This is a genomic window from Biostraticola tofi (assembly GCF_004343195.1).
GTDB classification, from domain to species: domain Bacteria; phylum Pseudomonadota; class Gammaproteobacteria; order Enterobacterales; family Enterobacteriaceae; genus Biostraticola; species Biostraticola tofi.
The window spans coordinates 720355-740490 of record NZ_SMCR01000001.1; the positions used below are offsets into that span (position 1 = coordinate 720355).

A 20136-nucleotide genomic window follows, 5' to 3' on the forward strand; every position below is an offset into this window, starting at 1 on the left:
GCGGCTTTTCCGGGGTAGCAAGCCGCTGCCCGTCTCAAACTGCCGACCAGCCCGCTTAAATTGGGACGATTCTGATAACGTCGTGACAGTGCAGTGACGTTATTTTTGGCCAAGGGCAGCGCCAGTCACAGCGGCAACAGCAGCGCCTTTATTTACGGTAGTCAACCAACACCTTAAGCATTATCCAACTGGTATTGGTATGCAGAGGGTGGATAAAGACTTCATTGGCAGTGGCCGATAAGGCGGGAGTAATCTGGTTACCCTGTTTTACCCCGACCTTAATCAAAGCAGTGTATTTGTTGATTTCAGTCGCCAGATAGAATGCCAGCGTCTCTTCGCTTTCGGCGATCGCTTCCGGAATGGTCCGCTGCAGCAATATCATCCGCTCCCCCTGCTCCATAATTTCGATAATAAAGCGCCAGTGGCCATGAAAGTGGTATTTCGTCGGCCGCACAGAGGGCTTATCATCGGCGGTATTCAGCGTCTTGTTAGCCAGGAAATCGGAAATCCTGATCGCTTTGTTAAAATCGTTAAAATTGAAGTCAAACGCTTCACTGGGGGTGACAAACTGCAGCAGACCTTTGCCAGGATCGTAGGCCTGAAAATCGGCCAAAGAATAATCACCGCTATCGGGTCGTATGGGATTAAGCACTATCTGTAAATCGAAATTATTTTTCGATGCATTTTTAATATAAAACAGGTTGGCAGAATCATCGGTTTTATGGCTATCGCTCTTAGTATTGTCATAACCGATCATCACTGTTTTTGATTTGACGTGGCCGATAAAAAAATTAGCCAGCATAATCGGCCAATCCTGTTCTTTATGGCATAACTCGCCGACGGTAATTAAATACGCTTCAGAACTGTGTCCACTCCAGTCCTTTTGCGTGATAAAGATCTGGTCATGGGCTATCAGAGGTTTGAGCGCAATGAACGGTCCGAGGGTATGGATCGGCAAGTCATCGGGATGCGGCTGACTCCAGATAACCTCTTCGCACAGGCTATCCCCGTCAAGGTGTGAATGAACTGTTAGAGCCTCGGCATTAGCATCTTGCTCAATCAGATAAGCGGCAAAGCCATTGGCCATTTTCTCAGTGCCATATAACAGCGCCATCAATGCACCCTTCATGCTCTCAGGATTATCCACTGCGTGCATAATACGGCTGGACGTTAGCAGTACCTCCAGCGAGCTATAGTTGGGTTGGCGCTGCATAAAATCTGCTGCCGACAGCTTGCCGCGCAGGAAAGAGATTATATCCACAATAACCAACTCAAAGAGGATGGCATCGTCGCTTTCCCGACTCTTGCGTCGAGCCGCCAATTTCTGCCAATTTCTGCAGATAACTTCTACTGCATTGTGAATACGTAGATGCCAGCGTTCATTCTGCATGATCCGCTCACGGCCCCAATTGGCATGAGGCAGGACCTGGACGCCAAATTCACGTCTTTGAGCGGTAATATCATTGATGATACCGCGGTAGGATTCAACCGGCAGGCCTAGCCGGTCAGCGAGGATCTGGGCAGTAGACTGCTCGCCACCGAGGGCGCCGTAGCAGGAAACCAGTTCTATCGAGCTGACCCGGCCAACGTCACGACCAGTAATGTACAAACCCTGAACGATATCGGCAAGCTCACAACCATCATAATGGTTAACGCTGGATAAGGCCCCATGAGCTTTGATTTTTAAGCGCAGACGAGTAGAACCGTCGCCGATCAGCCGGACTTGACTGTCTGGTCCCAGTAATGCACCAATCCGCGTTCCTGGTAGGTTGGCATCCCCAGTATAAATTTTGAATGACTGGTCGCCGATCTGCAGTTGGCCTGCCTCAAAATAACCCAGGGTTTCAGCGCTGACAATAATATCCTCAGCCTTAAGCGCATTATTAATTAATTGATTACCGACGCCGGCGAAGCGGTTATTGCCCAGACTTATCATCATATGAAAGGGTAAGGGATCGCCGATCAGGATCACCAGTTTTCCCAATTCGATACGCTTGAAATCCGACATACGATAAATCGACACTGAATTGGCAAGGAACTTGTCCATTTTTACCCGGGAAAACATGCCCAACTGCAATTCGCTGAGTAACGTATCTACGGCGCTGGCGAGTGCAGTGGCCTGCTGCGGCACCAGGCTGTTGGTTGAAAGCAGCAGATCAAATACGAAGCGGTGGCTGTTCTGGTAGCGGTGATGATCAGTGCCTAATTCAGTGGCCATAAACTCCAGCGTCCGATGTTTTCCCTCCCATGGTAAGGCCTTTTCGACGATAAATAAATCCGGCCCATTGTCAGTTTGTAATAGCGACTGGCTGAAGGTTCCCAATTGCTCCGCCACCAGAATCCTCGGTTCCTGATGAAAAGCTGGATTCAATAACCGATGATCCCTGCAGGCAAATCTTCCGTTGCCCATGCTAAGCATCACTACGCCTTTCGACGATTCAGTGGTTTTAGTGAATGACACCAGCATACCAGGCTGCACCCGCAACAGATCGTCCAAGGTGGTTATGCGCTCAAAATCATAGGCTAGCAGCCTTAAAGCGATAATCGGGTCAGTGGCGGCAAAGCGCTGTTGCAATGACATGGCATTTTTGTTGATAACCCCGGCCTGATGCAGTACATGGTAGATAAAGTCAAAGTTATCGCCGCCAGACCATTGCTTGATTATCGCTTTACGCAGGGCATTATCTAATTGCCTTTGCCTGCTGCTGAGCATATCCGCTGAATGATGAAGGGAATAATTTACGATATTGGTATAGGTCAATGGCTCTGCATCAACGAGTTCCGGCGGTGTGATTAACCATCTATCGTTGTCGGGTCGCCAATAATAAGCATCTGTTCCTTCAGAGGGAATGAAATTGGGAAAATCATTGTATCTAATAAGATAGTGCGACTGAAGTGATTCAATTCCCTGCACCCAGTCCTGGTTTTCATAGATACCGGCATGGGTTAATACGCCTGAACTGACCACGGTTCTTTCTTCTGACATTGGATCCAAAATATATAACACACCTGCTTTTTTAGCGGTAATCAAATTGAAAACTTGTTGATGCATTCTTCCTTCTCTGTTCCATAAATACAATACCCGATGGTGGACATTGTTGAATCCCTGTCCAGAAGTAAATTTTAATGCTTTTGAAAAAACCACCGTAGGCCGGTAAATTTTCTTCAAGTCAGCACAGCGGCGGCTAAATTTAGTAGAAAGCGAAGTAATGAGATAGGCATCAGGTGGTTTAAAATCTGCCAGAATACTGGGTGTGGTTGATTGACGCCACAGCCTAGCATGGCGACCATCTGATAATTTGCATAAATTATTTTCCAAAATAATTTTATTATAACGTATATATTGCCATCCGCGCTGCAACTCTGCACTATCGGTTAATAATCCCAAATCATAACCAGCCAAACTTCCATGGCCTAAGCTTATCATCATGATAATGACATTTTCATTTTCCAGTTCAGTCACTGCAAACTGATAGCCAAAATCTAAATCCCTAATTTGGCTTAAACCGGTTACCGCTACCATTTCCCCAAAATGATCGTTTACCTCCGCCAGATTGTGCAACGTGCCACCTAACGGCCGGGTGGTTAATCCTGCGACCGTCATCATTTTTACCATCGCTTCCATACTTTTGTTATCGCTTTCAAAATGTGGCAGCCTGCTGCCGGTTAATGTTCTTATCAAATGAAGAAAACGATTCTTGGCATCGGAAAAAATCAAAGAGGCAGATGTTAATTCCAGTTCAACATCGGATAGTCCTTCGGCTATTTTTTCCTTAATAAAATCAGCCAGTTCTAGCAGCCCAGCATGTTGTTCTTGTCTGAAAAATTTGAGAAAACTATAGGCGTCGACCCCACCGCACAGCATAGTCAATACAAAGTTGCTCAGGGCTGATTTCCAGGCACGGGACCGCTGGCTATGATTTTCCGTGGTGACAGCAGTGGCGACATCGAAAGCCGTCATACTGGCCCCCAGCATCAAATTACTCATTAATAAAGAGGCGCAGCCTGCTTCAGATGCCCCCTCTTTGAATAATGACAGCAGCATAATGACCGTAGCGGCTGAAGTGACAGTACGCTGCCGATTAATGATCGGTGTTTTTTTCAGATGCAAAGGCTGGCCGGCATCAAAATAAGCCAGATGCTCATGAGCGGTGCGATAAACTTCATCTCTTAATTTTTGCCAAATGTTATTCGGACATAAAAAACAATAATGACTGTAAATTTCCCGGCCATCGACAGTAAATTCAAAGACTTTCTCCGCCTTATTGAACATATCTGCATTTTTGATAGATAAATGGTAATTAATAAAATTTTTCAGCGTTTCTGAATCATCATCTGGCTCCCACAAATACACCTCTCCAGTAGAAATGGAAACGAGATATCCGCCGGTAGGCTGAGTAATTGCTATGACATTGGGCACCATGATACAGTGTTTGCCAACATAGACCCCAAGAAGCGATTCAGTCAGATTTCCGCTCAACCAATCGTTGATCAGCGGTAATTTACTGCCGTCTTTATTTCGGTAAATCAGATAAGGAAGAAAAGCGCTGGCGAATCTATTTTTCGCCATAGTAATGAAGGCATCATTGATGTTTTTATCAGCCTTGATATTATCCAGCATTTGATGAAGGGATTTATCGATATCGACAACACCACCATTGGCAATAAATTGAATATCAAAAATAAAATTATCCGCCATACCCGGTACTTTGGTGGTGGGCGATAATAGATATTGATAATCGATCTCTGATGCTCCATTCATCATTCGGAGTTTTTTAATTGGTTCGTTCAGTAATAACTCTCTTATGGTACACTTACCCTGCCACGCTACCACAGGCGGTTCGATGGAGTGGTCTGCATCGGTTGCCGTGATCCGGTTGATAACGACAGGTATTGAGGTATTATAATCCTGTTGACTTAACATAAAGCCGAAGCTTGTTAACAGTTCCGTATTCAGTATTCTATCTATATATTCCATACTGATGGCATGTTGGTCTAAGGGAAATTCATCCGACAGACCAAAGGTATGCATCAAACGATGACGTTCGTTACCGTCTTTCAAATGCAAACCTCTGGCCTGGGTATGATTGGACTTAGGTCCCGCAACTGTGGCTAATGGTTTTTCTGGCGCCTGGTTGGTCAAGCGTTTAAGCGTCCGTTCCACACTCCAGAATTGCTCGATATTATCAGCGACTTGACTCCAGAAAGAAGACTGATCAATATTTTTTTTGCAGGGAGGGTTTATTTCATCCTGAATGCGACTCTCCCTTTTAAAGCGATGAACTGATCTTGTTTTTTTATGGGAAACACTGCTGATATTATCTTTTCTAACATAAGCAGATGAGGGAAGAGTGACTCCATGGTGGACAAAATGAGGTGATCCAGGCAGCACATCAGGTGTTCGCCATGGTAAAACCGCATTACTCGATGACCCATTGTTATCAAAATTCAAAAGAGGAATGCCAAAGTGGGCTATCGTTTTAATAGCAGCCGCAATGAAGTTATCTGTTCTAAAACCTGTCGTTTCGGGTTCGGCATTACGTGTTGAATTAATCGTAAAAAGAATATTTTCTGCCTCCTGTCGTTCAGCAGGCGATAAGTCATCCAACCAATTTTCACGCTGGCCCATTACATTTTGTACAGAAAGCACCTGCCTAAAGGAGCCCAGGCTACAAACACCAATAATTGACAGGGCCATTCTCTTTAGCCAAAAGGCGGTACCGCTAAGGACTGAGGCTTGGCTTATAGTACAGGAAGGGTGGCAATCACTATTGGCTTTCTGATCAATGTTGATACGCGTCATCGGAGAGGGTGCGTTGTTTTTTTCGCCTGCTATAAGCGCCATAGAATTGTGTACGTAACGTATTGTCTTTGATTTTTTTTTATTTTCACGAATAAACCTATCATTCTTATCAGAAGGGGCGCCGTGCTTAGAGTTACATACATTAATAACCATATTTTCACCTGTATAATTAATTGATTAAGAATATACTTGGAGAAAGAGTCGCTCATGAAAATGAAAGTTATTCAAAGACAGTATTAACTGTCCAGATACATTTAATTTATAGGTTGATATTAAATTGTAGCTATATATTTTCCTTGAAATATCAGACTCCCAGGATAGATGCTGGCCAGCAAGCCTGACGCTATTGATAAAAGGTGATTGATCGATGTCTGGGTTATCGGGTTATTTTTTTGCTTGAGTTGAGGAGGGAGAATTCTATACTTTAATGTATTTTGGCGTGACTTTTATTTCCTCAATATATTATTGATCGATAGGACATAGAGTGAGGATATCGCTATATCGATTAATTATAATGCGACCCTTTAGGGTAACCTGTTTAACGGTTTGAGCCCGCAGAGATAGATGAATTATTACCCGCTGCTTTTTTCTGTATGTTGCAGCGAGAACATGGCCGGGTATTTATTGAGCAGCCTCAGCAGAAGATAGACTGCGGATATAGCCTGCCAGATCGTCGATTTGCTGATCGGTCAGGCCCGCCTTGGCCCGCTGCCCCAGCGGATTACCTTGGATTTGACCGTCCCGGCGATCGGCCAAACCGGTCACAATCTGTTCACGACTCAGCGTCACCAGCGGCAGTGATTGCCGCAGCGCCTGCTTATCGGCATTGCGGCCATGGCAACTTGAACAAGTCTGCTGGTAAAGCATCTGACCCGTAGCTGACCAGGCGCTGGCGACCCCGGTGGTGGAACCGATTATCAATAGCCAAGCAACCCAGTTCATGATTTCGCTTTCCCAAACTGACGATACAGGGCTTCAAGCGTGGCCAGATCGGCAGCGCAACCGCCACAATTGGCCGTCAGCATCCCCAGCGCTATCAGGCTACCGATGCTGTTCACCCTACTGAGCCTGGTTATCATGATTTCTCTCCTCGCCAACATATTTGCCGTGCTGCAAGCGGATGATCCGGTCGGCGAAACGCCCCAAATCCGGATTATGGGTCACCATCACCACCGTGCGGCCCTGATGGTGCAGGTCGGTCAGCAACTGCAATACCCGCTGCTCATTTTCTTCATCCAGGTTGCCGGTCGGTTCATCGGCGAAAATCACCGGTGGCTCGTTAACCAGTGCCCTGGCGATGCACACCCGCTGTTGCTCCCCACCGGAGAGCTGGCTCGGCAAATGCCCCATCCGCTGTGCCAGGCCGACCTTTTCCAGCACCTGGCAGGCTGCCGACTCATCAATGATACTGTGGTAATGCTGTGCCAACATGACATTTTCCAGCGCGGTCAGATAGGGAATCAGATGAAATTGCTGAAAAACCAGACCGATCTTATCGGCTCTGAATTTACGGCGGCCCTCTTCATCCAATGCCGCAGCATCAATGCCATCCAGCAACATTTGACCTTCACTGGCGGTATCCAGACAGGTGAGAATATTCATTAACGTCGTCTTTCCGGAGCCTGAAGCGCCCATAAACGCCACAAACTCACCGCGCCGGATGTGCAGATTGATGTCATCCAGTGCGGTCACCTTGCCGAATCTTTTATACAGATGTCGGGTTTCAATAACGCAATCCGCTACTGCCGCTAATCCCTGCCTAGACGAAGCAACCATGTTTATTCTCCTTTTAGTACTGTTGCCGGCTCAATGTGCAGCGCACGTCTTACCGGTACCACGGCCGCAATAGCCGCCACCAGCAGTGAGGTGACGACAGTAAGCGGGATAACCGGAGCTCGCAGCGCAATCGCGGCATTGAATACCGTCTGCCCCAGGATTTGCGCCAAGACCAAACCCAGCAGCACGCCGACAACCACCGCCGCCAGGGCGATAATGCCGGTTTCCGCCAGCATTTGCAGACTGATATCTCGTGCACTGGCACCCAAGGCTTTCTGCAGGGCGAATTCACGTGAGCGTTCGCCGACAATGGCAATAAGGGTGGTATTGACGCACAGTGATGACAGCACCAGGATAACCGCTGAAACCAACCCCATCAGCCCTTTGATTTTGTCCAGTACCTGGCCTTCGGACGCGGAAACCTTGAGGATCGGCCGGACCTCCAGGTCCGGATAGCGCAGGCGCAGCGTTTGGGCAAAGGCATCTACTTGCCCCAGATCATTGTTGACGCTGAGCAGCGCATGGCTTATTGAGCCAGGCTGATGAAGCCATCTCTGCGCCGATTCCAGGTTAATGATAAGCATATTATCGGTGGCATCACCTGCCTCGACGATGCCCTTGATCTGCAGCTTCTGGCGGGCCTCGCCCTCAAGCAGCGTCACCGAATCTCCGAGTGTCAGATGCAGCCGCTCAGCAAGCTTAACGCCTATCATGGCATGGCGATCATCAAAACTCACCCCTACCCAGTGGCCCTTGACCTGCCAGTACGGCACCAGGTGTTGCAAGGACTCGAACCATACCCCCATCAGCACGACTTTTTCCAGTTCTGTACGCGCCATCCCATACAGATAGGGACTGCCAGCGCTGATAAGTCCCGGCGGCGCGGCATCCAGGATCGACGGCAGAGTGGCTTCCGGCAGGCTGTTGCCCTGCCCTGGACCGACATAAAAATTGGCGCCGAAGGTCTTGAGCTCCTGGCTCATCTTGGCATTGATATCGAAATACACCGCCGCCATGGCGGTAACGATAGCCGCGCCAACCGTCAGGGCGGCGAATACCACGGCCACGCGCTGCAACCGCAACTTCAGCGCCCTGAACACCAATGTCCAGAACATACTGCGCGACGCCCAGCGGCGGTTGCCATCGGCTTGCCGGCTCACCTGGACCTCAATTGCCATACAACACCTCCACCGGCAGCAGGCGATTGATCCGCCGTGCCGGGAACCAGGTGCCGATAAGCGCTATCAATACCGCAATAACCACGACACAGGGCACCACCACCCAGGCAAAACTCAAGGGTATACCGAACAGCATCAGGCCAATGGCTTTCGCCAGCATCCAACCGGCGACACAGCCGAGTAAACCACCGAGCACGCCGCTCATTGCCGCTTCCAGGTAAAACAGCAGCATGATTTGCCATTGGCGTGCGCCCAGTGCTTTCATCAGGCCGATTTCCCTGGCGCGCTCCATGATGGTGCTGGTCATCAGCGAGGCGATGCCCATGGCGGACGCCATCAGCGCCGCCAGGGTGACCACCGCCAGCAGCAGTTGGATCTTGCCGATGACCACGCCTTCGGAAGCGGCCACCTGCCAGATGGGATGCACTACTGAACCGGAGATGGCTTCTTCCAGCTGATGTGAAATTGAGGAAACAAACGCGGTGCAATACCACAAATCATATTCTTCCGCCGTCAGTCCATCCAGGTTATCCCTGGCCCGGCGGGAAAGATCATTTTCCGGCACCGTCAGCGCCGATACTCTGATGGCCTGAACTTTACCCGGCAGTCCCATCAATTGCTGGACCTGCGTCAGCGGCATCACCAACCGGCTTTCTTCATCGCCGCCGGTCGCCAGCAGGCCGGTAATGCGCATTTCCATCCGGCCATGGCTGCCGATTAGCAAAAGCCGATCGCCGGTTTTCCAGCCGCTTTGCTGGGCAAGCTGCCGACCAATAAGCATTTCGCCGACTTCGCCAGGCTTGGCCGGTTCAGCGGGATAATGGCCGGTCACCCGCCAGTAGGGGCTTACTGCCTGCTGACCGGTACGATAATCCGTCTCGTCCGGAATGGCGACCGGTTGTGAGAAGAAGGTGCCGAGCACCGGCACCGAACGATCGCCGATCCGGACTTCGCCACTGAGCAGTGGCGTAAAACCGACGATATTATTACGCCAGAAGATATCCTTGATATTGGGCAGTTCGGTCTGATCGAGGAGATCCTGGCCGGACAACGGACTGCCGCGCTCACCGAACAGGTCCGGCAGCGCCGCCTGCCCGGCGGGTTCAATCAGGATATTCGCGCCATAGGATTTGAGCTCGCGCGCCATTTTGTCGCCGATATCGATCGACACCGCCAGCAGGGCGGAAATCAGGCCCGCGGCCAGGAAAACCGTCAGCACCGCCAGGCTTTTACGGCCAATATTTCGCCGCCAGGACTGTCTCAGCATTCGCCACAGCATGGTGTCTATTCGTCCTCCGGCGCTGACGCAGCTGCCGCCACAAAAGCGGTCGGCTGGCTGCGAAAGCGGTTATAGTTGGCTTCGCTGGCAAAGAAATACAGTTTGCCGCCATAGCTGTACTTATGTTCAGCGCTGATATTGGTCAAACGAGTGCCATCAACCGGATCGGCCACATTCAGTGTCACTACGGTGGTGAAGTAGTTAACCCCCGCCTGCAGTGCCGGCTTACTGACAACCAACTCCACGTCGTCGTTATGCCAGTCGTCGATCGGTATCGGGTTGCAGCCGCCCGGCTTGCCAATGGAGGGGATAAAGATGTGAACGCCGCAGGCGACGCAAATGACCTGGTTACCTTCCATCACATAGCCCTGATCGCCGCACAGCAGGCAGGCGTCGAACACCACGCCCAGCCGCAACCGGTCCGGATAGCGGTTAATCACAAAAAATCGCACCGCTTTGCCGTCATCGGCAATCCAGACGAAACGGTGCAGCTTGCCATCGCGCACCTGGTCTATCGGGATATGCAACTGACCATCGGCGCTCAGCTTTACCTCCAGAGCTTCGGAGAGCCGGGGCGGCCGGGAGGCGATCAGATCCCAATACAGCTGCCCGGACCCCACGACTGCCGCGGCGCCCATCATCACCAGCATACTGCGGCGAGCATCCCGGTACTGGGCGGTAGCCTTACGCCGGGCCACTGGCTGTCGTTGGGCCTGTAAGCCAGCGCGCAGGCGGAGCAATGCCGGCAGGCAAGATGCCGCCATCAAAACCAGCAGCACTGCGCACAGGTAATTAAGCCAGCGGCTGTTGTTGGTGACCTGCGCCACAAAGCTCAGGCGGGTTTTAGTCAGGTCCGAGAGCGAAAGCTTCATCATCAGCAGCATCGCCTGACCGGACAGCGGCAGCAGCAACATCACAGCCAGCAGCAATAACAGCGGCCAGCGCAGCGCCGGGCAGCGCCGCACCAGCAGCGTCACCAGGGACGCGATAAGCGCCAGCAGGGCGATGGCCAGCACCACGGCGCTGAGATTGAGCAGTAACTCGGTATTGATAACGCCGGTCGGCGTCAAGGCGCTGAGGTTGGGATCAGTGCTCCAATGCATCGCTGCGCCAGCGATAAGTATCGCTTGAATCATCGCGCCAGCCGATAGGGAACGGCTGAACTGGCCCAGTAGACACACCACCACGGCAACGACTTCAGTTACCACCAGCAGCAATTGTGCTAGCTGCCCAGCAGGAAGATGATGCCCGGCAGTGATACCGGCCGCCAGGGCAAGCAGGTTCAGCCACACCAGCGCACGCAACCCGGGCACCGGGCGTCTGACCCAGTTCAGGCCGCAGCACAGCACTACCGGCAGAAAAGCCTGCAATACGGTAATGAAAAAATAATTCATGACAGCTACTCGGGATGGATAGCGCGCCGGCATGCGGCAGACCCGCACGTCGGCAGCAGACAAGGCAGGCCACCCCTCAGACTATCGGTGTGGCCCAAATCGGTCTTAGTTCAGGCCGACATATTTAAAATCGTAGCTGACATCAAACGGTTTCCACCAGCGACCAACGCCGGTTTCGCTATCGGTATGCCGGTGAAGACCGGCTTTTGACGGCGGTTCGATATGGTAGGTGACTTTATAGTTACCTACACCCATCATCTTGATGTTAGCGCCATAATGCGGGCCATCGCTGGCGACCATCGGCATAAAGGTGCCTTCTTGTTTGTCCCCGGTGTCGGTATTGACCAGCGTATAATTGATGGTCAAGTACGGCATCCATTCGCCGGCGCCAAAGCCATTTTTATTGCCTTCCACCGCATGGATATCCGCTTCCAGATGGATATCCGCCTTGGCGGCGGGCAGGCCCATACCACGAGGCTCCATATCTATCGGTTGCAGATATACCGCTGCAATTTCCATTTCATTGAGGGTAACGGCTTCACCGGCAGGGTGCTCAGTGAAGGCAAAGGCTGCAGGTGCCGCCAATACCGCCGCAGCGATGGCTGTAGCCATCAGGCTTCTGGTCATCTTCATTAACATCATCCTCTGTCATAAACGGGGTTTTTTATTTATTGTTTTACTCTACATCGCTTCCGGTAGTGCCATGGCACCGGCACGCCTGCGCATCACCCACAGGGCAATCAAGGCGGCCAGCAGCAAAATAATCTGCGGGAACAGGGTTTCCATATAGGGATAAATGCCCAGAGCGCTGACTTCCGGCACCCCTGGCAGCAGGGTCGGCTCGAACAATTTGCCTTCAATCAGTTCCAGCACGCCTTTGCCGGCGAACACAAACGCCATCAGATACATAAAGCAGCCGGTGAACATAAAGAACGGTTTTAACGGCAATTTAACCACCGTGTAGCGCATCACCAGGTAGGCAGCGACTAACACCACACAGCCGATGAGGAAACCGGCCAGGATAGACAAATGACCTGTGACGCCGCTGGCGTCGCCCACCAGGGCGTAATAAAACAACACCGTCTCTGCGCCTTCGCGGTAGACCGCCAGGAAACTGGTCAGCCATAGCCCGAAAAGAGAGCCACCGGTCAGTGACAGCGACAGCTTGCCTTCGAGATAGGCCTTCCAGCGGCGTGCTTCTACCTTGGACAACAGCCAGTAGCTCATGGCGAACAGCATCACCATCGCAATCAGCATGGTGATGCCCTCCAGCAGTTCTCGGCTGGCGCCGGCGTTGGCAAACAGCAGCTGGAATAGACCGGCAGTCAGCACGCTTGCCAGCAGCGCTAGCCAAACCGACTGGCGAATAAGCGGCAGTTTGTCGCGATGGTCATTTTTAATCAGATAAGCGATGATCGCCGCTACGATCAGTAACGCTTCCAGCCCTTCGCGTACAATGATCATCAAGCTGTAAAGCAGCAGGCTCCAATGGCTTTCACTGCCCTGGCCCAGCAATTCTGTGGCCTGCGTCAGTGAGGCCTGCAAGGCGTCGGCCTGGGTCTGCAGCAGATCAGCTGACTGTCCCGCCTTTATCAGGCTGACCAGACGGGTAAAGTAGCCTTCAAGCGCCGATTTGAACGCCGGGTCCCGGGAGCCGATTTTGTTCTCCATGCCGCTGGCTTCGAAACGGTCAAAATAGGCGTCCTGGACCGCCAGCATCGCTTCCTTAGCCTGGCCGTTACGGTATTGCCCAATCGCTGCCGCGATAGCGCTATTGATATCACGGCTGACGGCGGCCCAGTCGGCATCGCCGCCGCCAGCTGCATCAATGGCGGATGGATCAATGGCAGCTGATTCGACCGGCATGGCTGACACCGGTTGACTGTCGCGGGTGGTCGGCAGCCCAGGCAGCAGGTCTTCTATATTCTGCAAAAGCGTAGTGACCTGGTAGCCAAGTTCACTCATATTGCCTGGCTGGCGCGCCAGTGCAATCAGGGCGGTGAACTGCTGATTGATCGAGGCTGCCTCTTTGGAAGATCGATTATTGCGAATCGACATTTCCATTTCCGAATTTTTAAAACCCTGGAAATGGGCCTGCTGTGCCTGCTGGCCGGCGGCGGCGAATTGCCCCTGCTGATAAAGCGCCACCGCCTGCGCCAGGGCGTCATCGATGGTCTTGAAACTCTGCTGCCAGTAAACGGCAATGTCTTGATTGTCGTATGCGCCATGCTGGGCGGCAGCCACCAGTTTATGGCCCGCGGTCAGTACCGGCTGCACCTCATCCAGATCTTTTTTCAGCCCATCGATACTGGCCTGGACCTGTTCATGGGGTTTGCCCTCGCCCATCATGCGGCGGATTTCACCAAAGGCGGCTTCCATTTGATAGCTTTTCTGGGCTGAAATATTGATACGGATCGGCCCTTCGAGATTTTCAAACACTTCAAAATAGGCCATCTGCACTTCACGGCGGGCTGCGCTGGTTTGCTGCTGCTGATAAAGCTGGCCGGTACTGTCCAGCCGACCTTTGATGTCTGTTATCCAGCGTTGATAATCATCTGCGGCCCACACGGCGGCGGCACTCAGCAGCCAAAGGACGCAGCACAATATACTGTTACGGCAAAATGAGGTCATGGGAAGGGCCGACGGCAACGTCAATGAGATTAATTTGCATTATCACCTAATAATAGTCACAAACATTGACGGTTATCAAGAAACGAATTTTTCACAGAAACTATTTAACCGTGGGGCGTGAGAAGGTTATGACTTTAAGGAATATAGCCGAGGTTAACGGACACAAAATACCAGCCTGGCGACAAAAAACCGGCCTGGCTGAACTTATCCTCATTACGGGTAATCCCTCTTGAGTATAGTGTTCAGCCAGGCCGGTTTTCAGGGTTTACATCAGGGGTTGAGCAAGATGAACCAGTGATATCAACGGCTGCGGATAGAGACCGAGCAGCAGCACCATCAGGGCCGAGATAAGTACCACTACCCCGCCGGCGGTCAATGCCCAGTTGGATGGCGTATCCCGACGCAGACTTTCCGGCGGGCTGAGGTACAGACTGACCATGACGCGCAGGTAATAATAAAGGCCGATCGCACTGCCCAGCACCACGGCGCCGGTCAGCCACCAGAGGTGCGCCTGGACGCCAAGCGCCATGATATAGAACTTGCCGATAAAGCCCAGCGTCATCGGGATACCGGCCAGGGACAGCATCATCACCGTCAGCACGGCCGACAGGATTGGCTTATGCCAGAACAGGCCACGGTACGAATACAGCGAGTCCGCATCGTCGCCCCGGTGTGGGCTGGACATCAGACTGACCACGCCGAAGGCGCCCAGGCTGCTGAACAGATAACCGGCCAGATAAACAGCCACCGCTTCCAGTGCCAGCACCTGCTGCTGAACGGCCACCAGGCCGACCATCAGATAGCCAAGATGGGAAATGGATGAATAGCCCAGCAGGCGTTTGATGTTGCTTTGCCCCAGCGCCATCAAGTTACCAAACAGGATGGAGGCAACGGCGATAATACTCAGCACCAGCCGCACCACTTCACTGTTGGTCACCGGGGCATACAGGAACAGTCGCATCACCACGGCAAAGATCGCTATCTTGCTGGCGGTAGCCAGAAATGTCGATACCGGTGCCGGCGCACCTTGATAGACATCAGGGGTCCACAGATGGAACGGCACCAGCGACAGTTTGAAACCGAGGCCGACAATCATCATGCCCAGTCCGGCCAGCAGCAGCGGCTGATGCAGCATGGCATCATTAAGCTTGCTGCCCAGGCCAGCGAACGACAGGTCTCCGGCGTTGGCATAGATAAGCGCTATGCCGAACAGCAGAAAGGACGACGCGGCCGCCGACAGCAGGGTGTATTTGATACTGGCCTCGAGCGAGCGCTTCAGCCGGTAGGCGTAGCCCACCAGGCCGAACAGCGGCAGAGAAATCAACTCGATACCCAGGAACAGCGACCCCATATGATTGGCGCCGGACAGCAGAATGCCGCCCATCGCGGCGATAAGCACCAGCAGATAGAACTCGTCCTTGTTGCTGGTATAGCCCGCCAGCCAGGAATAGGCAAAGGTGCTGGTCGCCAGACTGGCCAACAGCACCAGGGCGGTATAGAACATCGAGAAACCGTCGACCCGCACCAGCGGAGTCACATCCTGAGGGCCTACCTGGCCAACAAACCACAGCGACAGCAATGCCAGGTTGAGGCCGATTACCGTCAGGGTGGCATTAACAAAGTGGTTGCGTCGCCACGCAATGCAAAGCATCACAACCACCACCGTCAATCCGACGATCAGAAGCGGTAACAGTGCAATCAGTTGTTGAGGAGTTATTGTCATGGCGAATTACGGCCTTGTTGTTGAAAGGGTTGAACCGGCGTCATTGAGCGTGAACCAGTGCTGGATATTACCCATTGCCGCTCCTGAAGTATCCAGGATCGGCTGTGGATACAGTCCCAGCAGCACCAGCAGCACCACCAGCAGCATGATGATCAGCAACTCGCGCAAGGTCATACCCGGCAATGGCTCGGTCGATTTAGCCGGTCCGTAGTAGGCACGCTGCATCATGATGAGCGAATAAACCGATGCAAACACCAGCCCGAAGGTGGCGATGACGGTGATGACCGGCACCACCGGGAAGCTGCCAAGCAGAATGGTGAATTCGCCGACAAAGTTACCGGTGCCCGGCATGCCGAGGGTCGCGACCGCGAAAAACAGCGACAGCGCCGGAATGAATTTGATCCGGCTCCACAGGCCGCCCATCTGGCGCATATCACGGGTATGCAGGCGCTCATAAAGCTGGCCGCAGATGATAAACATGCCGGCGGCGGAAAGCCCGTGGGCAATCATCTGAATCACTGCGCCTTGGTAGGCAAGCTGGCTGCCGGTATAGATGGCAATTAGCACAAAGCCCATATGGGAGACGCTGGTGTAGGCGATAAGGCGTTTGATATCGGTCTGGGAAAATGCCATCCAGGCACCGTAGAAAATACCGATGATACCCAGCCACATGGCGATCGGGGCAAACTCATGGGAAGCATTGGGAAACAGCGGCAGGCTGAAACGCAGCAGACCATAGGCTGCGGTCTTCAGCAGTATGCCGGCCAGATCGACCGAGCCGGCGGTCGGCGCCTGACTATGGGCATCAGGCAGCCAGCCATGCAACGGCACCACCGGCATTTTCACTGCAAACGCCAGGAAGAAGCCCAGCATCAGCAGATATTCGACCGTATGGGACATCGGCGTATTCAACAAGTCTTCGTAATTGAAGGTCCAAAGCCCGGTGGCATTGTAATGCACGAATACCAGGCCGAGGATCGCCACCAGCATGACCAGACCGCTGGCCTGGGTGTAGATGAAGAATTTGGTGGCGGCGGTGATGCGGGTCTTGCCGTCAGACGCTTTGTGTCCCCAAAGCGCAATCAGGAAGTACATCGGCACCAGCATCATTTCCCAGAAGAAGAAGAACAGAAACAGGTCAATGGCCAGGAACACGCCGATAACGCCGCCCAGGATCCACAGCAGGTTAAGGTGGAAGAAGCCCTGGTAGCGTTGGATTTCACGCCACGAACACAGGATTGCCAATACGCCTAGCAACCCGGTCAGCACCACCATCAGCAGCGAAAGACCATCCAGCGCCAGATGGATTGAGATACCGAAGCGCGGGATCCAGGGCAGCTGGAACTCTTCCTGCCATTGAGGCAGTCCCTGAGCTGTTGCCAAGGTGTAGCCGCCCTGCAGCCATAATTGCAGCGAAAGTACCAGTGTCAGCCCCATTGCGATCAAGGCAATCCAGCGCGGCACGCGGGTGCCAAAGCGCTCGAACTGCCAGCAGAGCAGACCGCCGATAAAGGGGATAAGTATCAGCCAAGGTAGTAGCATGGCGTTTTGCGTCCCTAAAGTGTAAAAATCAAAAAACTTGCCCTGGAAGCGGGGAGGCGATACTGCCCTGCCCCATTTCCGCGACTGTGATGCCGTCCTGACTAGCCGTTAAACGAATACCAGCAGCGCTATCACAATAACCGCACCAAGACTCATCGACGCGGCATACCACCGCAGTTGGCCGCTCTCGCTGACCAGCAGGCCGCGTCCGGACAGGCGTGCAATAACCGCCGGGACGTTCATCAGGCTGTTAAGCGGATCGCGCTGCAGCAGGCGTGCGATAGCCAGATAAGGCCTGACGAAAATCTTGTCGTATAGCCAGTCGAAGCCCCAGGCATTGAACCACAGCACACTCAGCAACCGGCCCGGCGCGCTGTTGGCGATACGGTGCACCAGGGTGCGCTTGCCCAGATACAGCGCCGCCGCCAGCAGGATGCCGACGATGGCGACCACGCCCGAGGTGATTTCCAGTGTCATTTTGCCGTCATGGCCAAAATCGCTCTCCGGCAGTACGCCGGCCAGCGGCGGGCTGATAAGCGCCCCGATAAAGGTGGACAGCACCAGCAGTACCAGCAACGGCAGATGGTGAGTAATGCCCTTGCCGGCGTGCGCTTTGATTTTTTCCTTGCCATGGAACACAACGAAAATCATGCGGAAGGTGTAAAGCGAGGTCAGGAAAGCCCCGGCCAGTCCCGCCAGCATCAGGTTCATATGTCCATTGGCCATCGCCCCCCACAGAATCTCATCCTTGCTGTAGAAGCCGGCGGTAATCAGCGGCAGTGCCGACAGCGCCGCGCCTCCGACCAGGAAGCAGGCATAGACCAGCGGAATCGACTTGCGCAGCCCGCCCATCTTGAAGATGTTCTGCTCATGGTGGCAGGCCAGTATCACTGAACCTGATGACAGGAACAGCAGCGCCTTGAAGAAAGCATGGGTCATCAGGTGGAATATCGCCGCGTCCCACGCCTGGACACCGAGCGCCAGAAACATATAGCCGATCTGACTCATGGTGGAATAGGCCAGTACCCGCTTGATATCAGTCTGCACCAGGGCGGCGAAGCCCGCCAGGACCAGCGTCACCGCACCAACGATCCCCACCAGGTGCAGTATTTCGGGCGCCATCAGGAACAGACCATGGGTGCGGGCTATCAGGTAGACACCGGCGGTCACCATGGTCGCGGCGTGGATCAGCGCTGAAACCGGCGTTGGACCGGCCATGGCGTCCGCCAGCCAGGTCTGCAGCGGCAGCTGAGCTGATTTACCGACCGCGCCGCCGAGCAGCATCAGGGTCGCCCAGGTGATCGCCGGCGAGCCCTCAGCCAGTTTCTGCGGTGCCAGTACCATCATATCGTGGAAGTTCAGGGTGCCCAGTTCGCGATAGAGAATAAACAGAGCAAATGCCAGCAGCACATCGCCGACCCGGGTGACGATAAAAGCTTTCATCGCCGCCGCACCGTTCTTCGACTCGGTGTAGTAGAACCCAATCAGCAGATAGCTGCAGAGCCCTACCCCTTCCCAGCCCAGATACATCAGCAGCAGGTTATCCGCCAGCACCAGTATCACCATGCTGGCGATAAACAGGTTGGTATAGGCAAAGAAGCGCGAGTAGCCCTCTTCTGAACGCATGTACCAGGAGGCAAACAGATGGATAAAGAAGCCGACGCCGGTCACCACCGACAACATGGTCAGTGACAGGCCATCCAATGACAGGGCTATCGGTATCGAGAAGTCGCCGACCGACATCCAGTTCCACAAGTGCTGATGGAATACGCTCGATTCCCCGGTGCGATGGGTCATGAAGTCTATCGCTACCCATAGGGTAGTCAGGGCCGCCAGACCGACGGACCCCACGCCCACCGCTGCGCTGGTATTTTCAGACCAGCGTCCGCGGGAAAACGCCAGCAGCAGGAATCCCAGTAACGGAAACAGTATGGTTAAGTAGAGTAGGTTCATCCGTGCATCTCGCTGACATTATCAATATTCAGAGTTTTACGGCGGCGATGCAACTGCAGCAGCAGCGCCAGGCCAATACTGGCTTCCGCCGCCGCCAGGCTGACCGCCAGGATATACATGACCTGGCCATCGGCCTGTCCCCAGTAGCTGCCGGCGACGACAAACGCCAGCGCCGAGGCGTTGATCATGATTTCCAGTCCAAGCAGCATAAACAGCAGGTTACGGCGGATCACCATGCCGGTAAGCCCGAGTACAAATAGCATGGCTGCCAGGATGAGTCCGTGCGTTAACGGGATCATGCTTGCTCCTCCGTCTTTCTTTTCAGGCTGTCGGTTATCTTGGGGCCTTTATGCAGGGCATCGACTTCCCGATCCTCGCGCCCGAGATGGAAGGCAACCACCAGGCCTGCCAGCAGCAGCATCGACGCCAGTTCCACCGCCAGCACGTAAGGACCGAACAGTGCAATACCTACCGCTTTGGCGTCGATAAGCTCACCGCTGATGCCCCGATCGGGCACGCCGATTATCGCATAGACCAGCACCGCCAGCAGCAGCACCGATAACAGCGCCGGTCCCACCCAGGCTGAAGGCGTCAACCAGGCCCGCTCCTGGCGGGTATCGGCAGCGCCCAGATTAAGCATCATCACCACAAACACGAACAGCACCATGATGGCGCCGGCATAGACGATGATTTCCAGCGCGCCGGCAAAGTAGGCCCCGAGCGAAAAGAACACGCAGGCGATAGCCAGCAGCGAAACGATAAGGTAGAGCAAAGCGTGCACCGGCTGGGTATGGGTAATAACGCGCAATGTCGCCAGTACCGCCACCAGACCGGAAAGGTAAAAAGCCACTTCCATG

General features: G+C 53.4%; 14 protein-coding genes. All 14 read right to left on the reverse strand.

Annotation, left to right across the window (positions count from 1 at the left end; all coding sequences use genetic code 11):
• Positions 1 to 148 precede the first annotated feature (148 nt).
• The 14 genes from EDC52_RS03175 to nuoJ all read right to left on the reverse strand — a co-directional run bounded on the left by EDC52_RS03175 (position 149) and on the right by nuoJ (position 20135).
• The gene (locus EDC52_RS03175) at positions 149 to 5956 is read right to left on the reverse strand and encodes a hypothetical protein (protein ID WP_131863868.1); all 5808 of its coding nucleotides are present in this window, start codon (positions 5954 to 5956) and stop codon (positions 149 to 151) included.
• 468 nt (positions 5957 to 6424) lie between these two features.
• Positions 6425 to 6745, reverse strand: coding sequence for a c-type cytochrome (locus EDC52_RS03180; protein ID WP_131863869.1), 321 nt, complete (start codon positions 6743 to 6745; stop codon positions 6425 to 6427).
• Positions 6742 to 6882: a hypothetical protein gene (locus tag EDC52_RS19825; protein ID WP_165911639.1), complete on the reverse strand. Its 141-nt coding sequence runs from the start codon at positions 6880 to 6882 to the stop codon at positions 6742 to 6744. The genes EDC52_RS03180 and EDC52_RS19825 overlap by 4 nt, the downstream gene beginning before the upstream one ends.
• A complete protein-coding gene (locus EDC52_RS03185; RefSeq protein ID WP_131863870.1) occupies positions 6863 to 7579 on the reverse strand; it encodes an ABC transporter ATP-binding protein in 717 nt (238 codons plus the stop codon). Before EDC52_RS03185 ends, EDC52_RS19825 begins: the two co-directional genes overlap by 20 nt.
• Positions 7580 to 7581: 2 nt before the next feature.
• A complete protein-coding gene (locus EDC52_RS03190) occupies positions 7582 to 8694 on the reverse strand; it encodes an ABC transporter permease (protein ID WP_165911651.1) in 1113 nt (370 codons plus the stop codon).
• Positions 8695 to 8746: 52 nt separating this feature from the next.
• On the reverse strand, positions 8747 to 10036 hold the full coding sequence (locus EDC52_RS03195; protein WP_131863872.1) for an ABC transporter permease: 1290 nt from the start codon (positions 10034 to 10036) through the stop codon (positions 8747 to 8749).
• Positions 10037 to 10041: 5 nt separating this feature from the next.
• On the reverse strand, positions 10042 to 11430 hold the full coding sequence (locus EDC52_RS03200; RefSeq protein ID WP_131863873.1) for a Fe-S-containing protein: 1389 nt from the start codon (positions 11428 to 11430) through the stop codon (positions 10042 to 10044).
• A gap of 105 nt (positions 11431 to 11535) precedes the next feature.
• Entirely contained in the window at positions 11536 to 12063 is a 528-nt protein-coding gene (locus EDC52_RS03205) for an iron transporter (RefSeq protein WP_131863874.1), read from the reverse strand.
• 48 nt (positions 12064 to 12111) lie between these two features.
• The gene (locus EDC52_RS03210; protein ID WP_131863875.1) at positions 12112 to 14061 is read right to left on the reverse strand and encodes an FTR1 family iron permease; all 1950 of its coding nucleotides are present in this window, start codon (positions 14059 to 14061) and stop codon (positions 12112 to 12114) included.
• A gap of 265 nt (positions 14062 to 14326) precedes the next feature.
• On the reverse strand, positions 14327 to 15784 hold the full coding sequence (nuoN, locus tag EDC52_RS03215; RefSeq protein WP_131863876.1) for an NADH-quinone oxidoreductase subunit NuoN: 1458 nt from the start codon (positions 15782 to 15784) through the stop codon (positions 14327 to 14329).
• Between the two features lie 6 nt (positions 15785 to 15790).
• On the reverse strand, positions 15791 to 17326 hold the full coding sequence (gene nuoM, locus EDC52_RS03220; protein ID WP_131863877.1) for an NADH-quinone oxidoreductase subunit M: 1536 nt from the start codon (positions 17324 to 17326) through the stop codon (positions 15791 to 15793).
• 108 nt (positions 17327 to 17434) lie between these two features.
• Complete coding sequence (nuoL, locus tag EDC52_RS03225; protein WP_131863878.1) at positions 17435 to 19279, reverse strand: NADH-quinone oxidoreductase subunit L; 1845 nt, start codon at positions 19277 to 19279, stop codon at positions 17435 to 17437.
• A complete protein-coding gene (gene nuoK / locus EDC52_RS03230; RefSeq protein WP_131863879.1) occupies positions 19276 to 19578 on the reverse strand; it encodes an NADH-quinone oxidoreductase subunit NuoK in 303 nt (100 codons plus the stop codon). The genes nuoL and nuoK overlap by 4 nt, the downstream gene beginning before the upstream one ends.
• Positions 19575 to 20135, reverse strand: a complete 561-nt coding sequence (gene nuoJ / locus EDC52_RS03235) for an NADH-quinone oxidoreductase subunit J (protein ID WP_131863880.1) — start codon at positions 20133 to 20135, stop codon at positions 19575 to 19577. The genes nuoK and nuoJ overlap by 4 nt, the downstream gene beginning before the upstream one ends.
• Position 20136 lies beyond the last annotated feature (1 nt).

Coding starts and splice junctions, on each gene's coding strand:
- nuoM (WP_131863877.1), bottom strand. CDS start 17,326: ATGCTACTACCTTGGCTGATACTTATCCCCTTTATCGGCGGTCTGCTC.
- EDC52_RS03195 (WP_131863872.1), bottom strand. CDS start 10,036: ATGCTGTGGCGAATGCTGAGACAGTCCTGGCGGCGAAATATTGGCCGT.
- nuoL (WP_131863878.1), bottom strand. CDS start 19,279: ATGAACCTACTCTACTTAACCATACTGTTTCCGTTACTGGGATTCCTG.
- EDC52_RS03180 (WP_131863869.1), bottom strand. CDS start 6,745: ATGAACTGGGTTGCTTGGCTATTGATAATCGGTTCCACCACCGGGGTC.
- EDC52_RS03190 (WP_165911651.1), bottom strand. CDS start 8,694: ATGTTCTGGACATTGGTGTTCAGGGCGCTGAAGTTGCGGTTGCAGCGC.
- EDC52_RS03185 (WP_131863870.1), bottom strand. CDS start 7,579: ATGGTTGCTTCGTCTAGGCAGGGATTAGCGGCAGTAGCGGATTGCGTT.
- EDC52_RS03205 (WP_131863874.1), bottom strand. CDS start 12,063: ATGAAGATGACCAGAAGCCTGATGGCTACAGCCATCGCTGCGGCGGTA.
- nuoN (WP_131863876.1), bottom strand. CDS start 15,784: ATGACAATAACTCCTCAACAACTGATTGCACTGTTACCGCTTCTGATC.
- nuoK (WP_131863879.1), bottom strand. CDS start 19,578: ATGATCCCGTTAACGCACGGACTCATCCTGGCAGCCATGCTATTTGTA.
- EDC52_RS03175 (WP_131863868.1), bottom strand. CDS start 5,956: ATGGTTATTAATGTATGTAACTCTAAGCACGGCGCCCCTTCTGATAAG.
- EDC52_RS03210 (WP_131863875.1), bottom strand. CDS start 14,061: ATGACCTCATTTTGCCGTAACAGTATATTGTGCTGCGTCCTTTGGCTG.
- EDC52_RS03200 (WP_131863873.1), bottom strand. CDS start 11,430: ATGAATTATTTTTTCATTACCGTATTGCAGGCTTTTCTGCCGGTAGTG.
- nuoJ (WP_131863880.1), bottom strand. CDS start 20,135: ATGGAAGTGGCTTTTTACCTTTCCGGTCTGGTGGCGGTACTGGCGACA.
- EDC52_RS19825 (WP_165911639.1), bottom strand. CDS start 6,882: ATGATAACCAGGCTCAGTAGGGTGAACAGCATCGGTAGCCTGATAGCG.